Origin of the sequence: Caenimonas koreensis DSM 17982 (assembly GCF_009646335.1) — a bacterium.
Taxonomy (GTDB): Bacteria; Pseudomonadota; Gammaproteobacteria; order Burkholderiales; family Burkholderiaceae_C; genus Ramlibacter; species Ramlibacter koreensis.
The window spans coordinates 68,723-91,611 of the sequence record NZ_WJBU01000009.1 but is presented as its reverse complement, the minus strand read 5'-3'; the positions used below and the strand labels follow the sequence as shown (position 1 = coordinate 91,611).

General features: G+C 63.3%; 22 protein-coding genes. 11 read left to right on the top strand and 11 right to left on the bottom strand.

Annotated features, from left to right (window positions below):
* The first annotated feature begins 72 nt into the window (after positions 1-72).
* From GHT07_RS10095 to GHT07_RS10050, 10 genes are all read left to right on the top strand, one after another.
* Complete coding sequence (locus GHT07_RS10095) at positions 73-921, top strand: PPK2 family polyphosphate kinase (protein WP_153584956.1); 849 nt, start codon at positions 73-75, stop codon at positions 919-921.
* A 218-nt stretch (positions 922-1,139) separates the two neighbouring features.
* Entirely contained in the window at positions 1,140-4,433 is a 3,294-nt protein-coding gene (gene icmF, locus GHT07_RS10090) for a fused isobutyryl-CoA mutase/GTPase IcmF (protein ID WP_153584955.1), read from the top strand.
* Between the two features lie 103 nt (positions 4,434-4,536).
* Positions 4,537-5,310 carry an ABC transporter ATP-binding protein gene (locus tag GHT07_RS10085; RefSeq protein WP_153584954.1) on the top strand — a complete coding sequence of 258 codons (774 nt, stop codon included), beginning with the start codon at positions 4,537-4,539 and terminating at the stop codon, positions 5,308-5,310.
* Positions 5,310-6,014, top strand: a complete 705-nt coding sequence (locus GHT07_RS10080) for an ABC transporter ATP-binding protein (protein WP_153584953.1) — start codon at positions 5,310-5,312, stop codon at positions 6,012-6,014. The genes GHT07_RS10085 and GHT07_RS10080 overlap by 1 nt, the downstream gene beginning before the upstream one ends.
* Positions 6,015-6,091: 77 nt before the next feature.
* Positions 6,092-7,291, top strand: coding sequence for an ABC transporter substrate-binding protein (locus GHT07_RS10075; protein WP_153584952.1), 1,200 nt, complete (start codon positions 6,092-6,094; stop codon positions 7,289-7,291).
* A gap of 69 nt (positions 7,292-7,360) precedes the next feature.
* On the top strand, positions 7,361-8,245 hold the full coding sequence (locus GHT07_RS10070; RefSeq protein WP_153584951.1) for a branched-chain amino acid ABC transporter permease: 885 nt from the start codon (positions 7,361-7,363) through the stop codon (positions 8,243-8,245).
* 1 nt (position 8,246) lies between these two features.
* Positions 8,247-9,194 (top strand): branched-chain amino acid ABC transporter permease, encoded by a 948-nt coding sequence (locus GHT07_RS10065; RefSeq protein ID WP_153584950.1) that lies wholly within the window; start codon positions 8,247-8,249, stop codon positions 9,192-9,194.
* Positions 9,195-9,292: 98 nt separating this feature from the next.
* Entirely contained in the window at positions 9,293-10,060 is a 768-nt protein-coding gene (locus GHT07_RS10060; protein ID WP_153584949.1) for an SDR family oxidoreductase, read from the top strand.
* Between the two features lie 44 nt (positions 10,061-10,104).
* Positions 10,105-10,482, top strand: coding sequence for a toxin-antitoxin system TumE family protein (locus GHT07_RS10055; RefSeq protein ID WP_153584948.1), 378 nt, complete (start codon positions 10,105-10,107; stop codon positions 10,480-10,482).
* Positions 10,479-10,832 (top strand): HVO_A0114 family putative DNA-binding protein, encoded by a 354-nt coding sequence (locus GHT07_RS10050; protein WP_153584947.1) that lies wholly within the window; start codon positions 10,479-10,481, stop codon positions 10,830-10,832. Before GHT07_RS10055 ends, GHT07_RS10050 begins: the two co-directional genes overlap by 4 nt.
* Before the next feature lie 56 nt (positions 10,833-10,888).
* On the opposite strand, the gene GHT07_RS10045 is transcribed toward GHT07_RS10050, so the two are convergent.
* The 7 genes from GHT07_RS10045 to GHT07_RS10015 form a co-directional block, all read right to left on the bottom strand.
* Positions 10,889-11,785: a carbohydrate kinase family protein gene (locus GHT07_RS10045; RefSeq protein ID WP_153584946.1), complete on the bottom strand. Its 897-nt coding sequence runs from the start codon at positions 11,783-11,785 to the stop codon at positions 10,889-10,891.
* Positions 11,786-11,845: 60 nt separating this feature from the next.
* A complete protein-coding gene (locus tag GHT07_RS21305) occupies positions 11,846-12,874 on the bottom strand; it encodes a DUF3426 domain-containing protein (RefSeq protein WP_194792896.1) in 1,029 nt (342 codons plus the stop codon).
* A gap of 43 nt (positions 12,875-12,917) precedes the next feature.
* Complete coding sequence (gene prmA, locus GHT07_RS10035; RefSeq protein WP_153584945.1) at positions 12,918-13,799, bottom strand: 50S ribosomal protein L11 methyltransferase; 882 nt, start codon at positions 13,797-13,799, stop codon at positions 12,918-12,920.
* Between the two features lie 10 nt (positions 13,800-13,809).
* Positions 13,810-15,159, bottom strand: coding sequence for an acetyl-CoA carboxylase biotin carboxylase subunit (accC, locus tag GHT07_RS10030; protein ID WP_153584944.1), 1,350 nt, complete (start codon positions 15,157-15,159; stop codon positions 13,810-13,812).
* A 26-nt stretch (positions 15,160-15,185) separates the two neighbouring features.
* Positions 15,186-15,638 carry an acetyl-CoA carboxylase biotin carboxyl carrier protein gene (gene accB, locus GHT07_RS10025; protein ID WP_153584943.1) on the bottom strand — a complete coding sequence of 151 codons (453 nt, stop codon included), beginning with the start codon at positions 15,636-15,638 and terminating at the stop codon, positions 15,186-15,188.
* Between the two features lie 148 nt (positions 15,639-15,786).
* Positions 15,787-16,338 (bottom strand): TlpA family protein disulfide reductase, encoded by a 552-nt coding sequence (locus GHT07_RS10020; protein ID WP_153584942.1) that lies wholly within the window; start codon positions 16,336-16,338, stop codon positions 15,787-15,789.
* The gene (locus GHT07_RS10015) at positions 16,335-16,928 is read right to left on the bottom strand and encodes a hypothetical protein (protein WP_153584941.1); all 594 of its coding nucleotides are present in this window, start codon (positions 16,926-16,928) and stop codon (positions 16,335-16,337) included. Before GHT07_RS10015 ends, GHT07_RS10020 begins: the two co-directional genes overlap by 4 nt.
* 76 nt (positions 16,929-17,004) lie before the next feature.
* Here GHT07_RS10015 and mpl point away from each other — a divergent pair, with 76 nt between their 5' ends.
* Entirely contained in the window at positions 17,005-18,378 is a 1,374-nt protein-coding gene (gene mpl, locus GHT07_RS10010; RefSeq protein ID WP_153584940.1) for a UDP-N-acetylmuramate:L-alanyl-gamma-D-glutamyl-meso-diaminopimelate ligase, read from the top strand.
* On the opposite strand, the gene GHT07_RS10005 is transcribed toward mpl, so the two are convergent.
* From GHT07_RS10005 to tldD, 4 genes are all read right to left on the bottom strand, one after another.
* On the bottom strand, positions 18,375-19,394 hold the full coding sequence (locus tag GHT07_RS10005) for a hypothetical protein (RefSeq protein ID WP_153584939.1): 1,020 nt from the start codon (positions 19,392-19,394) through the stop codon (positions 18,375-18,377). The two genes, mpl and GHT07_RS10005, sit on opposite strands and share 4 nt — an antisense overlap.
* A gap of 70 nt (positions 19,395-19,464) precedes the next feature.
* Positions 19,465-20,589: a 3-deoxy-7-phosphoheptulonate synthase gene (locus GHT07_RS10000; RefSeq protein ID WP_153584938.1), complete on the bottom strand. Its 1,125-nt coding sequence runs from the start codon at positions 20,587-20,589 to the stop codon at positions 19,465-19,467.
* Positions 20,590-20,817: 228 nt separating this feature from the next.
* Positions 20,818-21,384: a hypothetical protein gene (locus tag GHT07_RS09995; protein WP_153584937.1), complete on the bottom strand. Its 567-nt coding sequence runs from the start codon at positions 21,382-21,384 to the stop codon at positions 20,818-20,820.
* A 39-nt stretch (positions 21,385-21,423) separates the two neighbouring features.
* A complete protein-coding gene (tldD, locus tag GHT07_RS09990; RefSeq protein WP_153584936.1) occupies positions 21,424-22,884 on the bottom strand; it encodes a metalloprotease TldD in 1,461 nt (486 codons plus the stop codon).
* Between the last annotated feature and the right edge of the window lie 5 nt (positions 22,885-22,889).

Genomic DNA, 22,889 nt, shown 5'->3' with positions numbered 1-22,889 from the left:
AAACCCAACCAGCCTGATGCACAGCAGAGTCTGATCGGCCTACTATCGGGTCAACACTTGAAAGGTCAGGCGATGCCGCACAAATCCGCAACCACCCTAGATTCGAAGCGCCTGCGGCCCTGGCTGGTCGCATCGCCATCGAGCAAGCCGTGGCCGCTCGAACTAGCCGACCCGTCCGCGCAACCCTTCTCCAGCGGCAACAAGTCGCGCGACAAGGACGAGGTGCGCAAGATCGCTGACGACATCGACGTGTTGCAGGACACGCTGTTTGCCGACCGGCGCTTTCGCGTGCTGGTCGTGCTGCAGGGCATGGACGCGGCGGGCAAAGACGGCACCGTTCGCGGCGTGTTCGGCGAAGTGAGCCCGCTGGGCGTGCGCACGATGAGCTGGAAGGCGCCGACACCCGAAGAGCGGGATCACGATTTCCTATGGCGCATCCACCAGCACGTGCCCGCGTCGGGCGAGTTGATGATCTTCAATCGCAGCCACTATGAAGACGTGCTCGTGCCGGTGGTCAACGGCGACATCTCCGCCGCCACCACGCTCGACCGCTACCGCCAGATCAACGACTTCGAGCGGCTGCTCACCGAGACGGGCACCGTCATCCTGAAATTCATGCTGCACATCAGCCGGGATGAGCAACGCAAGCGCCTGCAGGCCCGGCTGGACGAGCCCGCCAAGGGCTGGAAGTTCATGCCACGCGACCTGGAAGTGCGCGCGCAATGGCCGGCCTACATGAAGGCCTACGAAGCACTGCTGGGCGCCACCGGCACCGCCATCGCGCCCTGGATCGTCGTGCCGTCGAACTCCAAAACCCACCGCAACCTGATGATCGGCACCATCGTGCGCGAGCGGCTGAAGCTACTGGGGCTGCGGTACCCGCCGCGCGACCCGCGGTTCGATGGACTCAAGGTAAGTTGAGCGTTAGGCGTTCGGCGTTGAGCGAGGAATTCCGCATTCACGCCTGACGCCGCACGCTCATCGCCCAACCTCCCCAACATGGGAGTTGAGCGTTGGGCGTTCGGCGTTGAGCGAGGAATTCCGCATTCACGCCTAACGCCGCACGCCCAACGCTCAACCTCCGCCGGTTGACGTTGACGTAAACGTCAAGTAATGTAGCGGTCTCCCGAAGGACACCCATGACCGACCTGTCCGCCGAATTCAAGGCGCTTGCGAACTACCGCCCCACGCACAAGGTGCGTTTCGTCACCGCTGCCAGCCTGTTCGACGGGCATGACGCAGCCATCAACATCATGCGGCGCATCCTGCAGGGCATGGGCGCCGAGGTGATCCACCTCGGGCACAACCGCAGCGTCGATGAGGTTGTCACCGCCGCCTTGCAGGAAGACGTGCAGGGCATCGCCATCAGCTCTTACCAGGGCGGGCACGTCGAATATTTCAAGTACATGGTCGATCTGCTGCGCTCGCGCGGTGGCGAGCACATCCAGGTGTTCGGCGGCGGTGGCGGCGTGATCGTGCCGCCGGAAATCCGCGAACTGCAGGCCTATGGCGTCACACGCATCTACAGCCCCGAAGACGGCCAGCGCATGGGCCTGGCCGGGATGATCGGCGAGATGGTGATGCGCTGCGACAAGGACATCTCGTCGTTCGCGCCCAAGAGCGTTGAAGCCATCGACGGACATGGCGAGATGAACTGGCGTGCGCTGGCCCAGCTGATCACCGCGCTGGAAGCCGACGTTGCCGATGCAGCGCTGCTTGATGCGGTGAAGAGCAAGGCTGCGACGCGCAAGGTGCCCGTCATCGGGATCACCGGCACAGGTGGTGCAGGCAAGTCATCGCTGACTGACGAGCTCATCCGCCGCCTGCGGCTCGACCAGGACGATGCGCTGCGCGTTGCCGTGATCTCGATCGACCCCTCGCGCCGCAAGAGCGGCGGCGCGCTGCTGGGCGACCGCATCCGCATGAACGCGATATCGCCGTGGAGCCAAGGCCCGCGCGTGTTCATGCGATCGCTCGCCACGCGCGACTTCGGCAGCGAGATTTCTGCGGCGCTGCCTGATGTGCTCTCGGCTTGCAAGGCTGCGGGCTTTGATCTCATCGTGGTCGAGACGTCCGGCATCGGCCAGGGCGACGCCGCCATCGTGCCGCTGGTCGATGTGCCGATGTATGTGATGACGCCCGAGTTCGGGGCCGCGAGCCAGCTCGAGAAAATCGACATGCTCGACTTCGCCGAATTCGTGGCGATCAACAAGTTCGACCGCAAGGGCGCGTCCGATGCGCTGCGCGATGTCGCCAAGCAAGTGCAGCGCAACAAGGAAGCGTGGACGAAGCGGCCCGAGGAAATGCCGGTGTTCGGCACCATGGCCGCGCGCTTCAACGACGACGGTGTTACCGCGCTATACCAGGCACTGAAGGCACGCCTGGCCGACCTCGGCATGAAGCTGGCCGACGGCTCGCTGCCGCTCGTGGACGTGCGCCACAGCACCAACCAGTCGCCCGTCGTGCCCGCTGCGCGCGTGCGCTACCTGGCCGAGATCAGCGACACGGTGCGCGGCTACAAGAAGCGCGCCCGCCAGCAGGCCACGCTCGCGCGCGAAGTGCAGCAGCTCAGTGAAGCAGCGCGCATGCTGAAGGCCGACAAGCCCGACCGCGCCACCGCCGCCGAAGCAGCGCTGGACCTTGCCGGCCAGCGCCAGTCGCGCATGGACCGCGATGCGCAGCACCTGCTCAAGCAATGGCCCGACCTGCAGAAAGCGTATGCGGGCGATGAATACGTCGTGAAGATCCGCGACAAGGAAATCCGCACGGCCCTCACGAGCAAGTCGCTCTCGGGCACCACGATCCGCAAGGTGAGCCTGCCGCAATACGAAGACCACGGCGAAATCCTCAAGTGGCTGATGCTCGACAACGTGCCGGGCAGCTACCCGTACACAGCGGGCACCTTCGCGTTCAAGCGCGAGAACGAAGACCCCACGCGCATGTTCGCCGGTGAAGGCGATGCGTTCCGCACCAACACACGCTTCAAGCTGCTCAGCTCGGGCATGGATGCGAAACGCCTGTCCACCGCGTTCGACTCCGTCACGCTGTACGGCAACAACCCCGATCCGCGGCCGGACATCTACGGCAAGGTCGGCAACTCGGGCGTGTCGATCGCCACGCTCGACGACATGAAGGTGCTGTATTCAGGCTTTGACCTGTGCTCGCCCACGACATCGGTCTCGATGACGATCAACGGCCCCGCGCCGTCGATCCTGGCGATGTTCATGAACACCGCCATCGACCAGAACATCGACAAGTTCAAGGCCGACAACGGCCGCGAACCGACGGACACGGAAGCAGCCAAAATCCGTGAATGGGTGCTGGCGAATGTGCGCGGCACGGTGCAGGCCGACATCCTGAAAGAAGACCAGGGCCAGAACACCTGCATCTTCTCCACCGAGTTCTCGCTCAAGGTCATGGGCGATATCGCGCAGTACTTCGTGCACCACAACGTGCGCAATTTCTACTCGGTGTCGATCTCCGGCTATCACATCGCCGAAGCCGGTGCGAACCCGATTTCGCAGCTGGCCTTCACGCTGTCGAACGGCTTCACGTTTGTCGAGGCGTATCTCGCGCGCGGCATGCACATTGACGACTTCGCGCCCAACCTGTCGTTCTTCTTCTCCAACGGCATGGACCCGGAATACACGGTGATGGGCCGCGTCGCGCGCCGCATCTGGGCCGTGGCGATGAAAGAGAAGTACGGCGCGAACGAGCGCTCGCAAAAACTCAAATATCACATCCAGACGTCGGGCCGCTCGCTGCATGCGCAAGAGATCCAGTTCAACGACATCCGCACCACGCTGCAGGCGCTGATTGCGATCTACGACAACTGCAACTCGCTGCACACCAACGCATTCGACGAGGCGATCACCACGCCGACCGAAGACAGCGTGCGCCGCGCGATGGCCATCCAGCTGATCATCAACCGCGAGTGGGGCCTGGCAAAGAACGAGAACCCGAACCAGGGCGCGTTCATCATCGAGGAGCTGACGGAACTCGTTGAAGAAGCAGTGCTCGCCGAATTCGAGCGCATCGCCGAGCGTGGCGGCGTGCTGGGCGCGATGGAAACGGGCTACCAGCGTGGCCGTATCCAGGACGAGTCGATGCACTACGAGATGCTCAAGCACACGGGCGAGCTGCCCATCGTGGGCGTGAACACCTTCCGCAACCCGCATGGCGATGTGGTGCAGGACAAGCTCGAACTCGCGCGCTCGACGGATGAAGAAAAGCAGAGCCAGTTGAAGCGCCTGGCCGACTTCCACCAGCGCAATGAGGCGCAGGCGCCAGCCATGCTCAAGCGCCTGCAGCAGGCCGTGATCGACAACCAGAACGTGTTCGAAGTGTTGATGGACGCCGTGCGTGTTTGCTCGCTTGGCCAGATCACGAACGCGCTGTTTGAAGTGGGCGGGCAATACCGGCGCAACATGTAATTGGGGGCGTGAAGAGGCTTCACGCAAAACTACCTAGGGTCTAACCCCGTTCCGCAGTGCAGCAAAGGTTCCTAGCATTCGCCATCCCAATCAGGAGCGCGATTTGCCAGGTGACTTCATCCTTGAGACGAGAGGCTTGACCAAGGAGTTCAAGGGCTTCGTCGCGGTCAACAACGTCGATCTCCAGGTCCGCCGCGGTCACATCCATGCGTTGATCGGCCCGAACGGCGCAGGCAAGACGACGTTCTTCAACCTGCTCACGAAGTTTTTGCCGCCCACGCGTGGCACCATCACCTATCTCGGCGACGACATCACGCATGAAAAGCCCGCGCAGACAGCGCGCCGCGGCATCGTGCGTTCGTTCCAGATTTCTGCCGTGTTCCCGCACATGACCGTGCTGGAAAACGTTCGTGCTGCGCTGCAGCGCAACCTGGGCACATCGTTTCACTTCTGGAAGCCCGAGCAATCGCTCTTCCATTTGCACCAGCGCGCTGAAGAGCTGCTAGCTGCGGTTGACCTCCAATCGTTCACCAACGAGCTCACCGTGAACCTGCCCTATGGCCGCAAGCGCGCGCTGGAGCTGGCAACAACGATGGCGCTGGAGCCTGACCTGATGCTGCTAGACGAGCCGACGCAGGGCATGGGCCATGAAGACGTGCATCGCGTCACCGAGCTCATCAAGAAGGTGAGCGCCGGCCGCACGATCCTGATGGTTGAGCACAACATGAACGTCGTCTCCAGCATTGCTGACCGCATCACGGTGCTGCAGCGCGGCGCGGTGATTGCGGATGGTCCGTATGCGGAAGTGTCAGCGAACCCGCTCGTGATCGAGGCGTATATGGGCACAGCCGACACCCAGCTGGCGGGGGCGCACTGATGACGAAAGAAGTCCTGCGCATCGAAGGCCTGCACGCCTGGTACGGCGAATCGCACATCCTGCATGGCGTTGACGTGAGCGTGAACGAAGGCGAAGTGGTGTGCCTGCTGGGGCGCAACGGCGCTGGCCGCACGACCACGATGCGCGCCATCATGGGCCTGACCGGCTCGCGCAAGGGCTCGATCCGCATTGGCGGTGAAGAGTCGATCAAGATGGCACCGCACAAGATCGCGCGGCTGGGCGTGGGCTACTGCCCCGAAGAGCGCGGCATCTTCGCGAGCCTGTCGGCTGAAGAAAACCTGATGCTGCCGCCCGTGATCAAGTCCGGCGGCATGAGCATCGACGAGATCTACGCGATGTTCCCCAACCTGAAAGAGCGCGCCAGCAGCCCCGGCACACGCCTGTCGGGTGGCGAGCAGCAGATGCTGGCTGTCGCGCGCATCCTGCGCACCGGTGCGCACTTGCTGCTGCTCGATGAAATATCGGAAGGCCTCGCGCCCGTCATCGTGCAAAAGCTGGCCGAGATGATCCGCACGCTCAAGGCCCGGGGCTACACCATCGTGCTGGTCGAGCAGAACTTCCGCTTTGCGGCGCCGCTGGCCGATCGCTTCTACGTGATGGAGCACGGCCAGATCGTCAAGCAGTTCGAACAGCGCGAGCTCGCGAACAACATGGCGATGCTGCAGGAATTCCTCGGCGTCTAGGCGTCCCGCGACTTTCGATTTAGTTTTTTTGATTTTGTTCAGCACTACAACCCAGTTCTATCCAGGAGACCTTTGACATGAAACTCAAGACCCTCGTTGCAGCCATGGCCGTGGGCCTCGGCACTGTGAGCGCTTTCGCGCAAGCCCAGTCCGGCCCCGTCAAGATCGGCATGATCACCGACATGTCGAGCCTCTACGCCGACATCGACGGCCCCGCAGGCGCCGAGATGGTGAAGTGGGCCGTGCAGGACTTCGGCGGCAAGGTGCTGGGCCGCCCGGTCGAAGTGCTCTCTGCTGACCACCAGAACAAGGCCGACGTCGCATCGTCCAAGGCCCGTGAGTGGATCGACAAGGAAAACCTCGCGATGCTCGTCGGCGGCACGTCGTCGGGCACTGCGCTCGCCATGGCCAAGGTCGCTGCTGAAAAGAAGCGCCCCTTCCTCGTGATCGGCGCCGGCTCGGCCCGCCTGACGAACGAAGACTGCAACCCGTACACCGTTCACTACGCTTACGACACAGTGTCGCTGGCCAAGGTGGCTGGCTCTGCACTCGTGAAGGCCGGCAACAAGAGCTGGTACTTCCTGTCGGCTGACTACGCTTTCGGCGCTTCGCTCGAAGCAGACGCCACTACGGTGGTGAAGGCCAATGGCGGCTCTGTCGCCGGCTCCGTGAAGCATCCGCTCAACGCATCGGACTTTTCGTCGTTCCTGCTGCAGGCACAAGGCTCCAAGGCGCAGATCCTGGCCATGGCCAACGCCGGTGGTGACTTCACCAACGCGATGAAGGCTGCCAAGGAATTCGGCATCACCAAGACGATGAAGGTCGCCGGCCTGCTGGTGTTCATCAACGACGTGCACTCGCTGGGCCTGTCCAACACCGAAGGCCTGCAACTGGCCGACAGCTGGTACTGGAACCAGGACGACGCTTCGCGCAAGTTCGCCAAGCGCTTCTTCGAGAAGTACAAGCGCATGCCTTCGAGCCTGCAGGCTGCTGACTACTCGGTGACCATGAACTACCTGAAGGCCGTGCAAGCCGCCGGCACGACGGATGCCGACAAGGTCATGGCCACGCTCAAGGGCATGAAGATCGACGACTTCTATAACAAGGGCCAGATCCGCGCTTCGGACAACCGCATGATCCACGACATGTACCTGTACGAAGTCAAGAGCCAGAAAGACTCCACGACGCCCTGGGACTACTACAAGCTGATCTCCAAGGTGCCCGGCGAGCAGGCGTTCACGACGCCCGCCGAGTCCAAGTGCAAGATGCCCAAGTAACCTGGCGCAGTAACTGAAGACCGCAGCCGGGCCGATGAGCCTGGCTGCAACCTGGACCTCGAGGAATTGATGGAGATATTCGGCATACCGTTGCAGGCGTTCCTGGGCCAGCTCGTGCTCGGGCTGGTCAATGGCGCGTTCTACGCCATGCTCAGCCTGGGCCTGGCCGTGATCTTCGGATTGCTGGACATCGTGAACTTTGCGCATGGCGCGCTGTACATGGTTGGCGCGTTCGCCGCGTGGATCATGCTCGACAAGTTCGGCATCAATTTCTGGTTTGCGCTCGTGATCGCGCCGCTCATCGTCGGTGTGCTCGGTGTGATCATCGAGCGAACTTTTCTCAAGCGGCTGTACGGGCTCGACCCGCTCTACGGCCTGCTTCTTACCTTCGGCCTGTCGCTGATCCTTGAAGGCGTCTTCCGCGATCAATACGGCGTATCTGGCCAGTCTTATCCGGTGCCCGACCTGCTGGCGGGCGCGACCAACCTGGGCTTCATGGTGCTGCCGAACTACCGCGCCTTCGTCGTGGTGGCCTCGCTGGTCGTCTGCCTTGGCACCTGGTACCTCATCGAGCGCACACGCCTGGGTGCCTACCTGCGTGCCGGCACTGAAAACGCCAAGCTCGTGCAGGCGTTCGGCGTGAATGTGCCGCTGATGGTGATGCTGACTTACGGTGGTGGTGCCGCGCTGGCCGCGATGGCCGGTGTGCTCGCTGCGCCCATTATTCAAGTGACACCGCTGATGGGGTCCAACCTGATCATCGTGGTGTTCGCCGTCGTCGTGATTGGCGGCATGGGCTCGATTCTTGGCTCCGTGATCACAGGCCTGGGGCTGGGCGTGATCGAGGGCCTGACCCGCGTGTTCTACCCCGAAGCGTCGAGCGTCGTCGTCTTCGTGGTGATGGTGATCGTGCTGATCATTCGTCCCGCTGGCCTGTTCGGCAAGGAAGCCTGAGATGACGAACGACGCCAAACTCATCCGCATCACTTACTTCGTGCTGTTTGCGCTGGCGCTGGTGGCGCCGGTGATCGGCCTGTACCCCGTGTTCGTGATGAAGCTGCTGTGCTTCGCCCTGTTCGCGTGCGCCTTCAACCTGCTGCTGGGCTTCACGGGCCTGCTGTCATTCGGCCATGCGGCGTTCTTTGGCTTCGCGGCGTACATCACCGGCTACTGCATCAAGTCGCAGGGCCTGCCGCCTGAAGTGGCGATCCTGGCGGGCACGCTGGTCGCTGCGTTCATCGGCCTGGTGTTCGGCCTCGTCGCGATCCGCCGGCAAGGCATCTACTTCGCGATGATCACGCTGGCGCTGGCGCAGATGGTGTACTTCATCTGCCTGCAAGCTTCATTCACGGGCGGCGAAGACGGCCTGCAAGGCGTGCCGCGCGGCAAGCTGCTGGGCATGCTCGACCTGTCGTCGGACACCACGATGTACTACGTGGTGCTGGCCGTGTTTGTGGTGTGTTTCCTCGCGATCACGCGGATCGTCACCTCGCCCTACGGCCAGGTGCTGAAGATGATTCGCGAGAACGAGCCGCGCGCCGTGTCGCTCGGCTATGAAGTCGACAAGTACAAGCTGCTCGCATTCGTTCTGTCCGCCTCGCTCGCCGGCCTGGCCGGCTCGCTCAAGACGCTGGTGATGGGCTTTGCCACGCTGTCCGATGTGCATTGGTCCATGTCCGGCGAAGTGATCCTGATGAGCCTGCTCGGTGGCGTCGGCACGTTCTTCGGCCCGGTGTTCGGCGCTGGCGTGGTGATCGCCCTGCAAGACCTGCTGGCCGACAAGGTCGGCGCTTGGGTCACCGTGATCATCGGCGTGATCTTCGTGGTGTGCGTGCTCGCCTTCCGCAAGGGCGTGGTCGGTGAAGTGCGCGCGTACCTCGACAGGCGGCGCGCAAGGGCGTAGCCGCCGGGCCTGGCCCCGCGCGGCGGCGGGTGTCATCCATGTGATTGGGCCGTGGGCCAGCTCGCGCTAACCTCTGCGCAGTCAACCAAGGACTGCACATGAACGACCTCTTTTCCCTCCAGGGCCGCACGGCACTCGTTACCGGCGGCTCGCGCGGCATCGGCAAGATGATCGCCGCGGGCTTTCTGCAGCAAGGCGCGAAGGTGTACATCTCGTCGCGCAAGGCCGATGCGTGCGAAGCCACGGCGCGTGAGTTGTCCGCCCTCGGCACCTGCATTCCCTTGCCGATGGACGTATCAACGGTTCAAGGCGCACAGGCGCTCGCTGCTGCGTACGCCAAGCTCGAGCCCTCGCTCAACATCCTGGTGAACAACGCGGGCGCAGCGTGGGGCGAGTCGTTCGATACCTTCCCCGAAAAGGGCTGGGACAAGGTGATGGACCTGAACCTGAAGTCGCCCTTCTTCCTGACGCAGGCTTTGCACGAGCTGCTGCGCAAGGGTGCTGCGAAGCAGCCGGCGAAGGTGATCAACATTGCGTCGATCGATGGTGTGTCGGTCAATCCGCAGGAAACGTATTCCTACGCTGCCAGCAAGGCGGGCTTGATTCACCTCATCAAGCGCATGTCGCTGCGGCTCGTGCAGGACAACATCGTCGTGAGCGGCATTGCGCCGGGCGCTTTCGCGTCAGAGATGAATCGCGTGGCGCGCGACCATGAAGCCGAGACAGCCAAGCGCATTCCGGCGGGGCGCATCGGGCGCGACGAAGACATGGCGGGCGTTGCCATCTACCTTGCTTCGCGTGCGGGCGACTATGTGGTGGGCGAGACCATCGTGGTCGATGGTGGGGTGACGCTCGCGCGGGGGTGAATTCTTCGGTATCATTCCTTATCATCAGATGATAAGGCTATGACTTGACAGCGCGTGATCAGGGTATCGAGACCCTTCTAGACCTTGACGCAAGCTTGCTTGAACAGGAGGCTGGATATTGGATAAAGATCGAGGCCAGACGGGTCGCTCCGACGGACTTCATACCGCACGGCATTCGCTACACATTGACCTTGCATAACCAGCATGGGACGCGTGTTCTGGGCTACGACAACGCCCACGCGGTGAAGCCGCCGGGCAAGTTCAAGTTCGCTGGCCGTCGCCTGCCCTATGACCACAAGCACCGCACCGCAAGCGACAAGGGCGTGCCCTATACATTTGATTCTGCCCAGAAGTTGTTGGAAGACTTCTTTGCAGAGGTAGACAGAGTGATTACCGCTGCATCTCAAGGAGGTTCGAAATGAAGACCATTGTCATTGGCGTGATGTCGCAGGAAAAGGTTCGCGCCCGGACGATCGCGATTGCCAAGGGGGAATACAAACCCAAGCCAGGCGAGCCGAAGATCTGGTTCAACTCCATGCGTTCGATGGCAGAGGTATTGAGCGATTCGAATCGCGCCCTGTTGAAGGCGATCGAAGAAACCGCACCACACTCCATGAGTGAGCTTGCTGAGACAACAGGCCGCAAGCCTGGCAACTTGTCTCGCACACTGAAGACGATGGAGCGGTACGGGCTCGTGTCACTGCACCGCGAAAAGAATCAGATTCGCCCCGTTGCGAGAGCGACTGATTTCAAGATCCTCGCATCTGCTTAAGCGAAGTAAGCAGCGGCCGATTCAAGGCAATGCGAAGCGAGCCGAGACTTCGCCACTCACCCGCGCAACGAAGACAAGTCGTAGTTCTGCGGCCCCCGGCTGGCGATCTTGAGCGCCCCGACCTGATTGCCCAGTTCGGCACACTTCGCCAGCGACCAGCCCTGCTCCAGGCCAAACAGCAGGGCGCCACGCCAGGCATCGCCGCAACCCGTCGGGTCAACCACCGCCTCGGCCGTCACGGCAGGCACGACCGTCTTTTCGCCGCCCACCCACACCTCGCAGCCTTCACCGCCGAGTGTCACCACCAGCCCCTGGACGCGGCGAGATATCTCGGCGCTGCTCCAGCCGGTGCGCTCTGACAGCATCTTGCCTTCGTAGTCATTGACGGTGACCCACGTCGCGCGCTCGATGAAAGCAGCGAGTTCCTTGCCGTCGAACATCGGCAAGCCCTGGCCCGGATCGAACACGAAAGGAATGCCAGCCGCTTTGAATTGCTCGGCGTGCTGCAGCATCGCATCGCGCCCATCGGGCGAGATGATGCCGAGCTTGAAATCACCGCGCTGCTCGATGCGCGTCACGTGCGCCTGCATCATCGCGCCGGGGTGAAACGCCGTGATCTGGTTGTTGTCACGGTCGGTCATGATCATGGCCTGCGCGGTATAGGAGTCGGCGATCTCGCGCACGAAACTCGTGTCGATGCCAAGATCCTTGAAGCGCGCCACATAGCCGGCACCGTCGCTGCCCACAGTCGCCATCGGCACCGGTTTGCCACCCAGCGAATTCAGTGCGTATGCGATGTTGCCCGCGCAGCCGCCGAAGTCGCGGCGCAGCGCGGGAACCAGGAACGACACGTTCAGGATGTGCAGCTGGTCGGGCAGGATCTGCTCGGCAAAGCGGCCCTCGAAGGTCATGATCGTGTCGAAGGCGAGGGAGCCGCAAATCAGGGAAGCCATGTTGATTCTCTTGTTGGTGAATTCGTTCGGGAAAAGATCGGGGCAAAAATCAGCGAAGCATCACGGGTAAAAAGCCAGCACCCGGTAGCCCGCCACGCGCGACGCTGAACCATTCGCGGCCACCGCAAGCGCAACACTTCCGGCCCAGTCGCCGCCCGCGGGCATCACGGCGCGTTTGCTGCTGAGCTCAGCCGGCGTCAGCACGCGGCGCAGCACGGGTTGGTCTTGCGCGTCCGTCAGCGTGAGTTCAACCGCAGGCACTTCCACTTCCATGGCGCCCTGGTTCTTGAGCGTGACGTTCAGGCGGTAGGTGTCTGCGCGCAGCTTGTTGAAAGACGAGCTGTCGATCGCGATTGCCTCGATCTGGCGCGGCGGTGCAATCTGGCAATTCATGCGTTCACAAATGGCCACCAGCCACGGCTTCCAGTCGGGCCGCATCGCGGCAATCTTGTCGCGATCATGGATGGCGAACTGCAGCGCCAGCAACGCGCCGAATGCCAGCACTGCCGCCCACTGGGCCAGCAGCATCGGCTTGCTCGACCAGAAAGCGTTGCGGCGCGCATCGCGCACAAACGACAAGTCGTGCAGGTCTGCTGAGTCAGCGAATCCGGATTCCAGCGGCAGTGATTGCTGCCGGTCATCGGGCGGCGGGTCTTCAACACGCTGCAGCACAAAGGGCCGGTCGAGCGGGCCTTCGTGCAGGAACTGCGCTTCTTCGCGAAGCATGGCCGAGTCGGGCGGCTCCGGCGGCAGGCTGGAGCCGACTTCGGTGATCAATGACGACTGGTAGCCCTCTGAGGGCATGAACGGCATGGACGGTGCCGCTGGCGCCGACGGCATGGGCGGCATCGATGGCAAACCCGAGTCGCCCGGATCACGTACGTTGGTGTTGACGGGTGGCGGGGGCAAAGCGGCGGGAAGCTCGCCCGGCACAGTGACGCGGCCTGCCGTATCGCCTTGCAGTTGCGAGGCGGCATCGAACACTTCGGAGCAATGGCCGCACCGCACCCAACCTTCAGAGATCCTGAGTTGGTCGGGCACGACTTTGAACATCGTCCCGCAGGCGGGGCAGCGCGTGATCAGGCTCATCTGCGGGCGATTGTAGCCAGCGCCTGTGGAATACGGCGAGCCGCTACAGCGTGGCCGTCATCAGGATCCAGCCGTCCTCGGCGTCGGACACCTCGAGCCTGGCGAACGGCGCGTAAGCCGCCTTCAGTTCGTCGGCCTGCCGCTCCAGGATGCCGGCCAGCACCAGCGAACCCCCCGGCGCGACATAGGAGCACAGCAGCGGCGCAAGCATCTTCAAAGGCGTGGCGAGGATGTTCGCGAGCACCACACGGTAGGTGCCCATGGCCATGTCCGGCAGGCCGGCATCCAGCTGCACTTCATTGGCGACGGCGTTGTCGATCGTGGACTGAACTGCCGCCGGATCAATGTCCACTGCGTCGATGCCTGATGCACCAAACCGCGCCGCGCCAATGGCCAGGATGCCCGAACCACAGCCGTAGTCGAGCACGCGCGCACCAGTGGGCGCGTGCTTCGCGATCCAGCGCAGGCACATGCGAGTCGTAGGATGGGTGCCGGTGCCAAATGCCAGCCCGGGGTCAAGCCGGATCACCTGCTTCGCCTGCTCGGGCGCCTCATGCCAGGTGGGCACGATCCAGAACTCAGGCGTGATCTCCACTGGCGCGAACTGCGATTGCGTCAGGCGCACCCAGTCTTCATCGGGCACGGGCTGCACGCCCAGCACCTCGCAGTCAGCAAAAAAATCCTGCAGCTTGAGCAAGCCGGCGGCTTCCAGCGCGAGGGCTTCCGTGGGAAACAGCGCCGAAATGCGCGAACGCTGCCAGCCCTCCTTGGGCGGCGGCAAGCCCGGCTCGCCGAAGAGCGCCTGCTCGGCATCCGTCTGGGCGTCGGCGTCTTCGACGGACACACTCAGCACATCGAGCGCGTCGAGCGCCTCGCTCACCGCCTCGATGCGGTGCTCCGGACACATCAGCCGCAGCTCGTGCATCAGCGGCCCCTTACCGCTTATGGTGCGACAACCACTCTTCGAGGTAGTGGATGTTGGTGCCGCCGGCCATGAACTTCGCATCGACCAACAGCTCCCGATGCAGCGGGATGTTGGTGTTGATGCCTTCGATGACGGTCTCCAGCAGCGCCGTGCGCATGCGCGCCAGGGCCTGCTCGCGTGTGTCGCCATGCACGATGATCTTGCCGACCATCGAGTCGTAGTTCGGCGGCACGAAGTAGTTCGTGTACACGTGCGAATCGACACGCACGCCCGGCCCGCCCGGTGCATGCCACATGGTGATGCGGCCCGGCGACGGCACAAACTTGTAGGGGTCTTCCGCGTTGATGCGGCATTCGATCGCGTGGCCGCGAATCGCGATGTCGCGCTGCGCGAACGGCAGCTTTTCGCCGGCAGCGACCATGATCTGCGTCTTGACGATATCGACACCCGTGATCAGCTCGGTCACGGGGTGCTCGACCTGCACGCGGGTGTTCATCTCGATGAAGTAGAACTCGCCGTTCTCATACAGGAACTCGAACGTGCCGGCACCGCGGTAGCCGATCTTCTTGACGGCAAGAACACAGCGCTCGCCGATCTTGTCGATCAGCTTGCGCGGGATGCCCGGCGCCGGCCCTTCCTCGATCACCTTCTGGTGGCGCCGCTGCATCGAGCAGTCGCGCTCGCCCAGGTACACGGCGTTGCGGTGCTTGTCGGCCAGGATCTGGATTTCGATGTGGCGCGGGTTCTGGAGAAATTTCTCCATGTACACAGCGGGATTGTTGAAAGCCGCGCCCGCCTCCGCCTTGGTCATCTGCACTGCGTTGATCAGCGCTGCCTCGGTGTGCACCACCCGCATGCCACGCCCGCCGCCGCCGCCCGCCGCCTTGATGATGACCGGATAGCCGACTGCCTTCGCAATCCTGCGGATGACGACGGGGTCATCAGGCAGTTCGCCTTCGGAGCCGGGCACACAGGGCACACCCGCCTTGATCATGGCCTGCTTGGCCGACACCTTGTCGCCCATGATGCGGATCGACTCGGGCGTGGGGCCGATGAACTGGAAGCCGCTCTTTTCCACACGCTCGGCGAAGTCGGCGTTTTCGGAGAGAAAGCCGTAGCCGGGGTGAATCGCTTCGGCGTCGGTCACTTCGGCCGCCGAAATGATGGCGGGCATATTCAGGTAGCTCTGCCCGGACGGCGCCGGACCAATGCAGACGGCCTCTTCGGCGAGCTTGACGTACTTGGCTTCGCGGTCGGCCTCGGAATAGACCATCACGGCCTTCACGCCCAGTTCGCGACAGGCTCTCTGGATGCGAAGGGCGATCTCGCCCCGGTTCGCGACTAGGATTTTCTTGAACATTCAGTCTCCGCTGATCCGTCGCGTGCTTACTCGATGATGAAGAGCGGCTGGCCGTATTCGACCGCCTGGCCGTTCTCGACCAGGATCTTTGAAATCGTGCCGGACTTGTCGGTCTCGATTTCGTTGAGGATCTTCATGGCTTCAATGATGCAAACCGTCTCGCCTTCCTTGACCTGGCTGCCGATCTCGATGAAGGGCTTGGCGCCGGGGCTGGCGGAGCGATAGAAGGTCCCCACCATGGGCGACTTGACGACGTGGCCCGTGGCGGCCTCGACGGGTGCGGGTGACGCGGCCACCACTGGTGCAGCGACCGGTTGCGGCGCGGCTTGAGGTTGCGGCGTGACGACTTGATGCATGACGGGGGCTGCGCCACCGCCCTTGACGATGCGTACTTTGCCTTCCGCCTCGGTGATCTCGAGTTCGGAAACATTCGATTCCGACACCAGGTCGATCAGCGTTTTCAGCTTTCGCAGGTCCATTGTGTCCCCTCCAACGATCTAATGAAGGATCGCGAATTTACAGCAAAATTCGCGTTCTTTTCGCATCATCGGTCTTTTTTCGTTATTTTTCCGGAAAGCCTTGACTTCTCCGGATGTGCCGCAGCGAGTCGCCTGGGGCTCGGCTGCTTCAGCTGGCGCGGCTCCAGGCAGCCAGATCATCTGCCGTGACGCGCCCGATTCTACGCTGCAGCACACCACCAGACGAATTCAAAGCCACCGAGAAAGGCAGGCCGCCACTCACATTCCCCAGAGCCTTGGACAGTTCCGTGCCGCCCAGACCCGCCAGCCCGATCGGAAAACTGACGGGCGTCTTGCGCAGGAATTCGCGCACTTTGCTGGGCTGGTCGATAGCCAGGCCAACAACTTGCCAACCGTTAGCTGCATTTTGCTTGAAGAAGCTATCGAGTAGCGGCATTTCTTCAACGCAGGGCGGACACCATGTGGCCCAGAAATTGATCAACAGAGGCTTGCCTCGCAGCGACTGCATGGCAATCGGTGCGCCGGAAGGTGAATCGAAACTCATGGGCCAAAGCAATGCGACTTCCTCGCTCGACACCTTGGCTGGCGCCCACTTCCACCAGGCCGTGCCTGCGCCCGCCAATGCTGCGACCGCGCCGACACCTGCGTAGATCAATCCGCGCCGCGATGCGCTGGCGGTGGTTTCAGTCTGTTCGTTCATGTCGCCGGATTGTCCAGCAATGCACGCACCGCTGCGGCATTGCCGCGGGGCGGCCTGCCCTTCGTGTCGGGTTTGAGCGCGCCGCGCACGTCGTCGTGGTCGTAGACAAGCAGGTGCACACCGATCGACTCCCCCAACTCACGGCTGACGCTTGACAGACTCAGTGCCTCGACCGGCTCGCCGTGAAAGCCGGTCACGGTGCGCGCCTCGTAGTCGACGTTCTTGTCGATCAGCGCGATCTCGGCCGACTTCGGGTCGTCGCAGAACAGCTGGATATAGATATCGGACAGGCGGGTGGCCGTCCCCCGCCACACGGCGCCACCCAGGTAGGGACGAAACTGTTCCAGCCGTTCCATCCAGGTCAGTGCAAGCCGGCGCAGTGCCGCGAGTTCGGCAGGTTGTGTGTCGGCGCAGAACAGCTCGATGTACTCCAGCACAGCCTCCTCCACTTCGCTGTTGTCCGGCAAGGCCGAGCGCGCATTCAGCCCCAGCTGTTTGACTGCGCGCCGTTTCGCCGGGCCGTATTCCATGCCCTCTTCGACCACCATGCGTGCAGCAGTGGCCGCAATCTCAGATTTCGCGCTTTCCATCTGCAGGCATTTTGCATGGACTGCGACGGCGCCGGGGCGCGGCAGCCTGCCATTTCGCCGCGTCGATAATTCGACGATGCACATTCACATTCTCGGCATCTGCGGGACCTTCATGGGCGGCGTTGCCGCACTGGCGCGCGAAGCCGGCCACCGGGTCACCGGTTGCGACAGCGGCGTCTACCCTCCCATGAGCGAGCAGTTGCGCGCACTCGGCATCGAGCTGATCGAAGGCTATGGCGCGGACCAGGTTTCACTGCGGCCCGACGCCTGGGTGATCGGCAACGTCGTCTCGCGCGCGCGGCTGGCCGACGGGGCGCCACGCTATCCCCTGATGGAGGCAATCCTCGATGGGGGCCTGCCCTACATCAGCGGGCCGCAGTGGCTGGCCGAGAACGTCCTGCAGGGGCGCCACGTTCTTGCCGTGGCGGGGACTCACGGAAAGACGACCACAACGTCGATGCTGGCGTGGATCCTTGAGCATGCCGGGCTGCAGCCGGGCTTTCTTGTAGGCGGCGTGCCCACCAATTTCGGCATCTCGGCGCGGCTGGGGGGCGGCAAGTACTTCGTCATCGAAGCCGACGAGTACGACACGGCATTTTTCGACAAGCGCAGCAAGTTCGTGCACTACCGGCCGCGCACGGCCGTGCTGAACAACCTCGAGTTCGATCACGCCGACATCTTTGACGATCTTGCTGCGATCGAGCGGCAATTCCATCATCTTGTGCGAACGGTGCCCGCATCAGGCAGGGTGGTGGTCAATGGCCTGGAAGAAAGCCTGGCCCGCGTGCTGCATGCCGGCGTCTGGAGCGAGGTGCGCACCTTCGGCGCCACCAACAGTGACTTCACTGCCGTGGGCGAGCCGGGCCACTTCGACGTGCTCTCGAAAGGGCTGCCGGTCGCGCAGCTCGACTGGGAGTTGAGCGGCGTGCACAACCAGCTCAATGCACTGGCGGCCATCGCTGCGGCCGACCACGTGGGCGTGGCGCCAGCCGCTTGCGCAGCGGCCCTGGCGAAATTCCTCAACGTGCGGCGGCGCATGGAGGTGCGCGGTACCGTCAACGGGGTGACGGTGTACGACGACTTCGCCCATCACCCAACGGCCATTCGCACCACCGTCGACGGCCTGCGTCGTAAAGTGGGCGCGCAACGCATCCTGGCGGTATTCGAGCCGCGCAGCAATACGATGAAGCTCGGCTCGATGAAAGCGCAGCTGCCGTGGAGCCTGGAGCAGGCCGACCTGGCTTTCACGCATCGGACCAACCTGGGCTGGGACCCGGCCGAATCGCTGCTGCCCCTGGGCGATCGCGCACACGTGAGCGACGACATTGCGCAGCTGCTGGCGAACGTGCTGGCGGCAGTGCGACCGGGCGATCACATCCTGTGCATGAGCAATGGGTCGTTCGGCGGCATCCACGGCCTGCTGCTGCAAGCGCTCGCAAAAAAAGCCTAGTACAGCCCGATTGGCGCAGGCGCCGTGAAGTCGGGGTCTGCGCCGTTGCGGCGCGCCATGTCCGGCGGCACCGAATCGAGGCCCGAGGGCAGGTTGCTCGCCGGCCCTGACCTCATCTCCACATCCGGGCCTGTCGTGCGTGTCGGCGGCCGGGCAGCGCGCTTCGGGTTCGAGGTGATGCTCCCCACGAAGTACAGCGCCGCCAGGTGATGCGACAGTTGCCGCTCGCCCATGCCGCTGCGCCGCTGGAGCGCCTCGAATGTTGCGGGTGCGGCCGAGAGTTCGCGCAGCAGGTACAGATGCGAGTCATCGAGCTGGCGCTGCTGCACACGCGGTGGGCGCCTGAAGAACAGCGCACCCGTCGTGTAATGAGCCGGCAGCATGTCGCGCTTGGTACGTGAGGCGTATTGCCACATCAGCTGCGACATCGTGGCGCGCGAGAAGTTGTCCGGGATGACCAGGTCGGGCGTCTGGCGGGTCCACACCGCCGCATCCAGGTCAGCCGGCCCCAGCGAAGGGAGCACGCCGGTCTCGCCATGCATGCTGACCACCGCCAGCGTCACGCCACGTGCACGCAGGTCGAACACGCCCGAACGCAGCGCCGACTGATGCTCGACGATGCTGGACGCCAGGCAGAACTGGGCAATCAGCGGTGCGAGCCAGACTTCGAACTTGTGCAGCACGGCAGCAAGGCTCGGCCGCGAACCCATGTCGAAGGTGAAATGCGGCGCCGCCAGCTTGGCGGGCTTGGTGAAGGCGATCGGCCGGTCCAGCTCGGCGAGGTTGATCTTGATAGCATGGCCCGACGCAATGCCAGAGCCGATGCGGATACGCCCATCGTCCAGCTCCTGCACGCGCGAGCCATTGACCAGCCACGCGTCGGCACGCTCGATGTCGCAGAAATCCCAGTTGACGTCGCCGACTGCCACACTGGGAACGAGCGCGAACAGGTGCTCCTGCTCCTCTCTTGAGAAGCCGGCAAGGCCGAGGCGCAGGACGGGTAGTTCGTTGGTCAAAGCAGCAGTCAATATAGATGCGCTGTTACCAAAGGTAAATACCCACTGACACGGGCAGGGCCCAAATAGTTCAGAGGCTGCGACGCGCGAGGACAGACTGCGACAGGATGTCGAGCACTTCCAGCGATTGATCCCAACCTAGGCATGCATCGGTGATGCTTTTGCCGTACTCAAGGCCCGCGGGGTTGTCGCGCCCGGGTGTGAACTTCTGTGCACCGCCGCTCAAATGGCTCTCGATCATGACCCCGAAGACCGAGTGCGAGCCCTTGGCGATTTGCCTGCCAATTTCAGCCGCGACTTCAACTTGCCGCTCATGCTGCTTGCTGCTGTTGGCGTGGCTGCAGTCGACCATCAACGTGGCGGGCAGTTTTGCTGCCTCCAGGTCGCGGCACGCTGCTGCGACGCTTGCTTCGTCGTAGTTCGGCGCTTTGCCGCCGCGCAGGATCACATGGCAGTCCTTGTTGCCGTTGGTCTGCACCACCGCCACCTGGCCGTTCTTGTGCACCGACAGGAAGTGGTGCCCGCGCGCCGCCGCCTGGATCGCGTCAGTGGCGATACGGATGTTGCCGTCCGTGCCGTTCTTGAACCCGATCGGCGCCGACAGCCCCGAAGCCAGTTCGCGGTGAACCTGGCTCTCGGTCGTGCGTGCGCCGATGGCGCCCCACGAAATCAGGTCACCAATGTATTGCGGCGAGATCACGTCCAGGAACTCGCTGGCTGCAGGCAGGCCCGCGCGATTGATCTCGATGAGCAGCTGCCGAGCAATGCGCAGGCCTTCGTCGATGCGATAGCTCTCGTCGAGGTAGGGGTCGTTGATCAGGCCCTTCCAGCCGACAGTGGTGCGCGGCTTTTCGAAGTAAACGCGCATCACGATCTCCAGCGTGCCGGAATGGCGGTCGCGCACTACTTTCAGCCTGCGTGCGTAGTCGAGTGCGGCAGCAGGGTCGTGGATGGAACACGGCCCGATCACCACCAGCAGCCGGTCGTCCTGGCCGGCCATGATGTTGTGGATGTTGCGCCGCGTGGCGGTGATCAGCGCCTCCACGGCTGTGTTGCGGATCGGGAAGAACCTGATCAGGTGCTCGGGAGGCGGCAGCACGGTGATTTCCTTGATGCGCTCGTCATCGGTCAGGCTGGTCTTGTCGACGGGGCGCGCATTCCAGGCGGTGTTGCCGGGCGAGGTCTTGGTGGTCATCGTGTGCTCTCTCGGATGGACAGAAGGGATGGACAAAAAAAAACCGCCGGTGTGTCCGGCGGTTTGGTGGGAGTCTTTCGCGTACTGGTTGGAAACGCTTCAGTTCTCTCGACCGCCGGTGGGCGTGAGATGCCAGAAGAAGCCAAAAAAGTAGGCGCAAGCCAAATGCATGAGAGGCAATGTATCACATGGATGGGCTCGCACGGCTACAGGATGGGCTCGCACTTACTACAGCCGCAGCTTCTTCCACCACTGCAGCGCCCGCTCGAGCTGGGGCTCTTCCAGCGGGCCCAGGTCCGAAGGCGGCTGCGTCTCGGCTGGCTCGCCGCGGCGCCACTGGTCATACATGTCGATCATCAGCATGCCCTCGCCGAGGGTGCGCCACGCGACCAGCTCGAAGTCTTCGGCCGTCAGCAGCAGGTCGACGCTGCGGGGCCCGCCATCGAGCAGCCACTGGCCGATCAGCACGCGGAAGTTGTTCAATGCCTGCAGGTAGGCGGCGTACTCGTAGAGGCCGCGCCAGGCAAGCGGCAGTTTGACAACCAGTGTGCGATGCGCCCGCAGCACCGACAGCATGTCCACCAGCATCGGCGCCACGTTGGTACGCATGCGGCTGATGCGCAGCTGCGCAATGATCGCCTCAATGTGCAGCGACAGCTGCGCCATGCTCTCCGAGACCACGCGGCTGTCTTCATCAGCGACCGCGCCGCGCAGGAAGTTGCTGAGCTCGCCAAACGAGTGAATGCTCGGCAGGTTCGTGGAAGGATCGAGACGCAGGCGCGATGGTGTCGACACAGTTGCTCCTGTCCCAATTCGCGCTAAGTGGCTGCGCGGCTAGGCGGTACCGCCGACTGTCAGGCCGTCGATGCGCAAGGTGGGTTGCCCCACCCCCACCGGCACGCTCTGGCCTTCCTTGCCGCAGGTGCCCACACCGCTGTCGAGCTTCATGTCGTTGCCGATCATGGTCACGCGCGTCAGGGCATCAGGGCCATTGCCCACAATGGTCGCGCCCTTGACGGGATACAGGATCTTGCCCTTCTCGACCCAGAAAGCCTGGGCTGCAGAGAACACGAACTTGCCGGAGGTGATGTCCACCTGGCCGCCTGCGAAGTTCGCGGCGTAAATGCCCTTGTCGATGCTGGCGATGATCTCTTCGGGCGGCGTGTTCCCACCGAGCATGTAGGTGTTGGTCATGCGCGGCATCGGCACATGCGCATAGCTCTCGCGGCGGCCGTTGCCTGTGGGCGCGACCCCCATCAGGCGCGCATTCATCGAGTCCTGGATGTAGCCGCGCAGGATGCCGTCTTCGATCAGCACCGTGCGCTCTGTCGCATTGCCTTCGTCATCGACGTTGAGCGAGCCGCGGCGATCGGCGATCGTGCCGTCGTCAAGCACCGTGACGCCCTTGGCGGCCACACGCTGTCCGACGCGGCCCGAGAAAGCACTGGAGCCCTTGCGGTTGAAGTCGCCTTCGAGCCCGTGGCCAATCGCCTCGTGCAGCAGGATGCCGGGCCAGCCCGGCCCGAGCACCACCGTCATTTCACCGGCAGGCGCCGGCCGCGAATCGAGGTTGGTCAGGGCCGTGTGAACCGCCTCGTGCACATACGACTCGACCTGCTCATCGGTGAAGAAGGCCATGCCGAAGCGGCCGCCCCCGCCGGCCGACGCTGTTTCGCGGCGGCCCTTCTGTTCGGCGATCACGGTCACCGACAGCCGCACCAGCGGGCGAATGTCAGCGGCGATGGTTCCATCGGCGCGCGCGACCATGACCACGTCGTACTCGGCAGCCAGGCCCGCCATCACTTGCACAATGCGCGGGTCTTTGGCGCGCGCCATCTTTTCGCAGCGCTCGAGCAGCTTCACTTTGGATGCACTGTCGAGCGAGGAAATCGGGTCGAGCCCGTTGTACAACGCCCGCGCGCCCGCAATCTTCTTCGTGCCAACGCGGCTCTTGCCGGTCGCACCGGCCGACGCAATGGTGCGCACAGTACGCGCTGCGTCCAGCAACGAGGCCAGCGAGATGTCGTCCGAGTAAGCGAACGCCGTCTTCTCGCCGCTCACGGCCCGCACGCCGACCCCCTGGTCGATGCTGAAGCTGCCTGTCTTGACGATGCCCTCTTCCAGGCTCCAGCCTTCGCTGCGGGTGTACTGGAAGTAAAGATCGGCGTCGTCAACCTTGCGGGCGGTGATCTCGGCCAGCGCTTTCATCAAGTGGCTTTCGTCGAGGCCGAACGGCTCGAGAAGCAGGTGCCGCGCCGTGGCCAGGCGCTCGATCGTGGGTTCGCGTGAAATCATCGGGA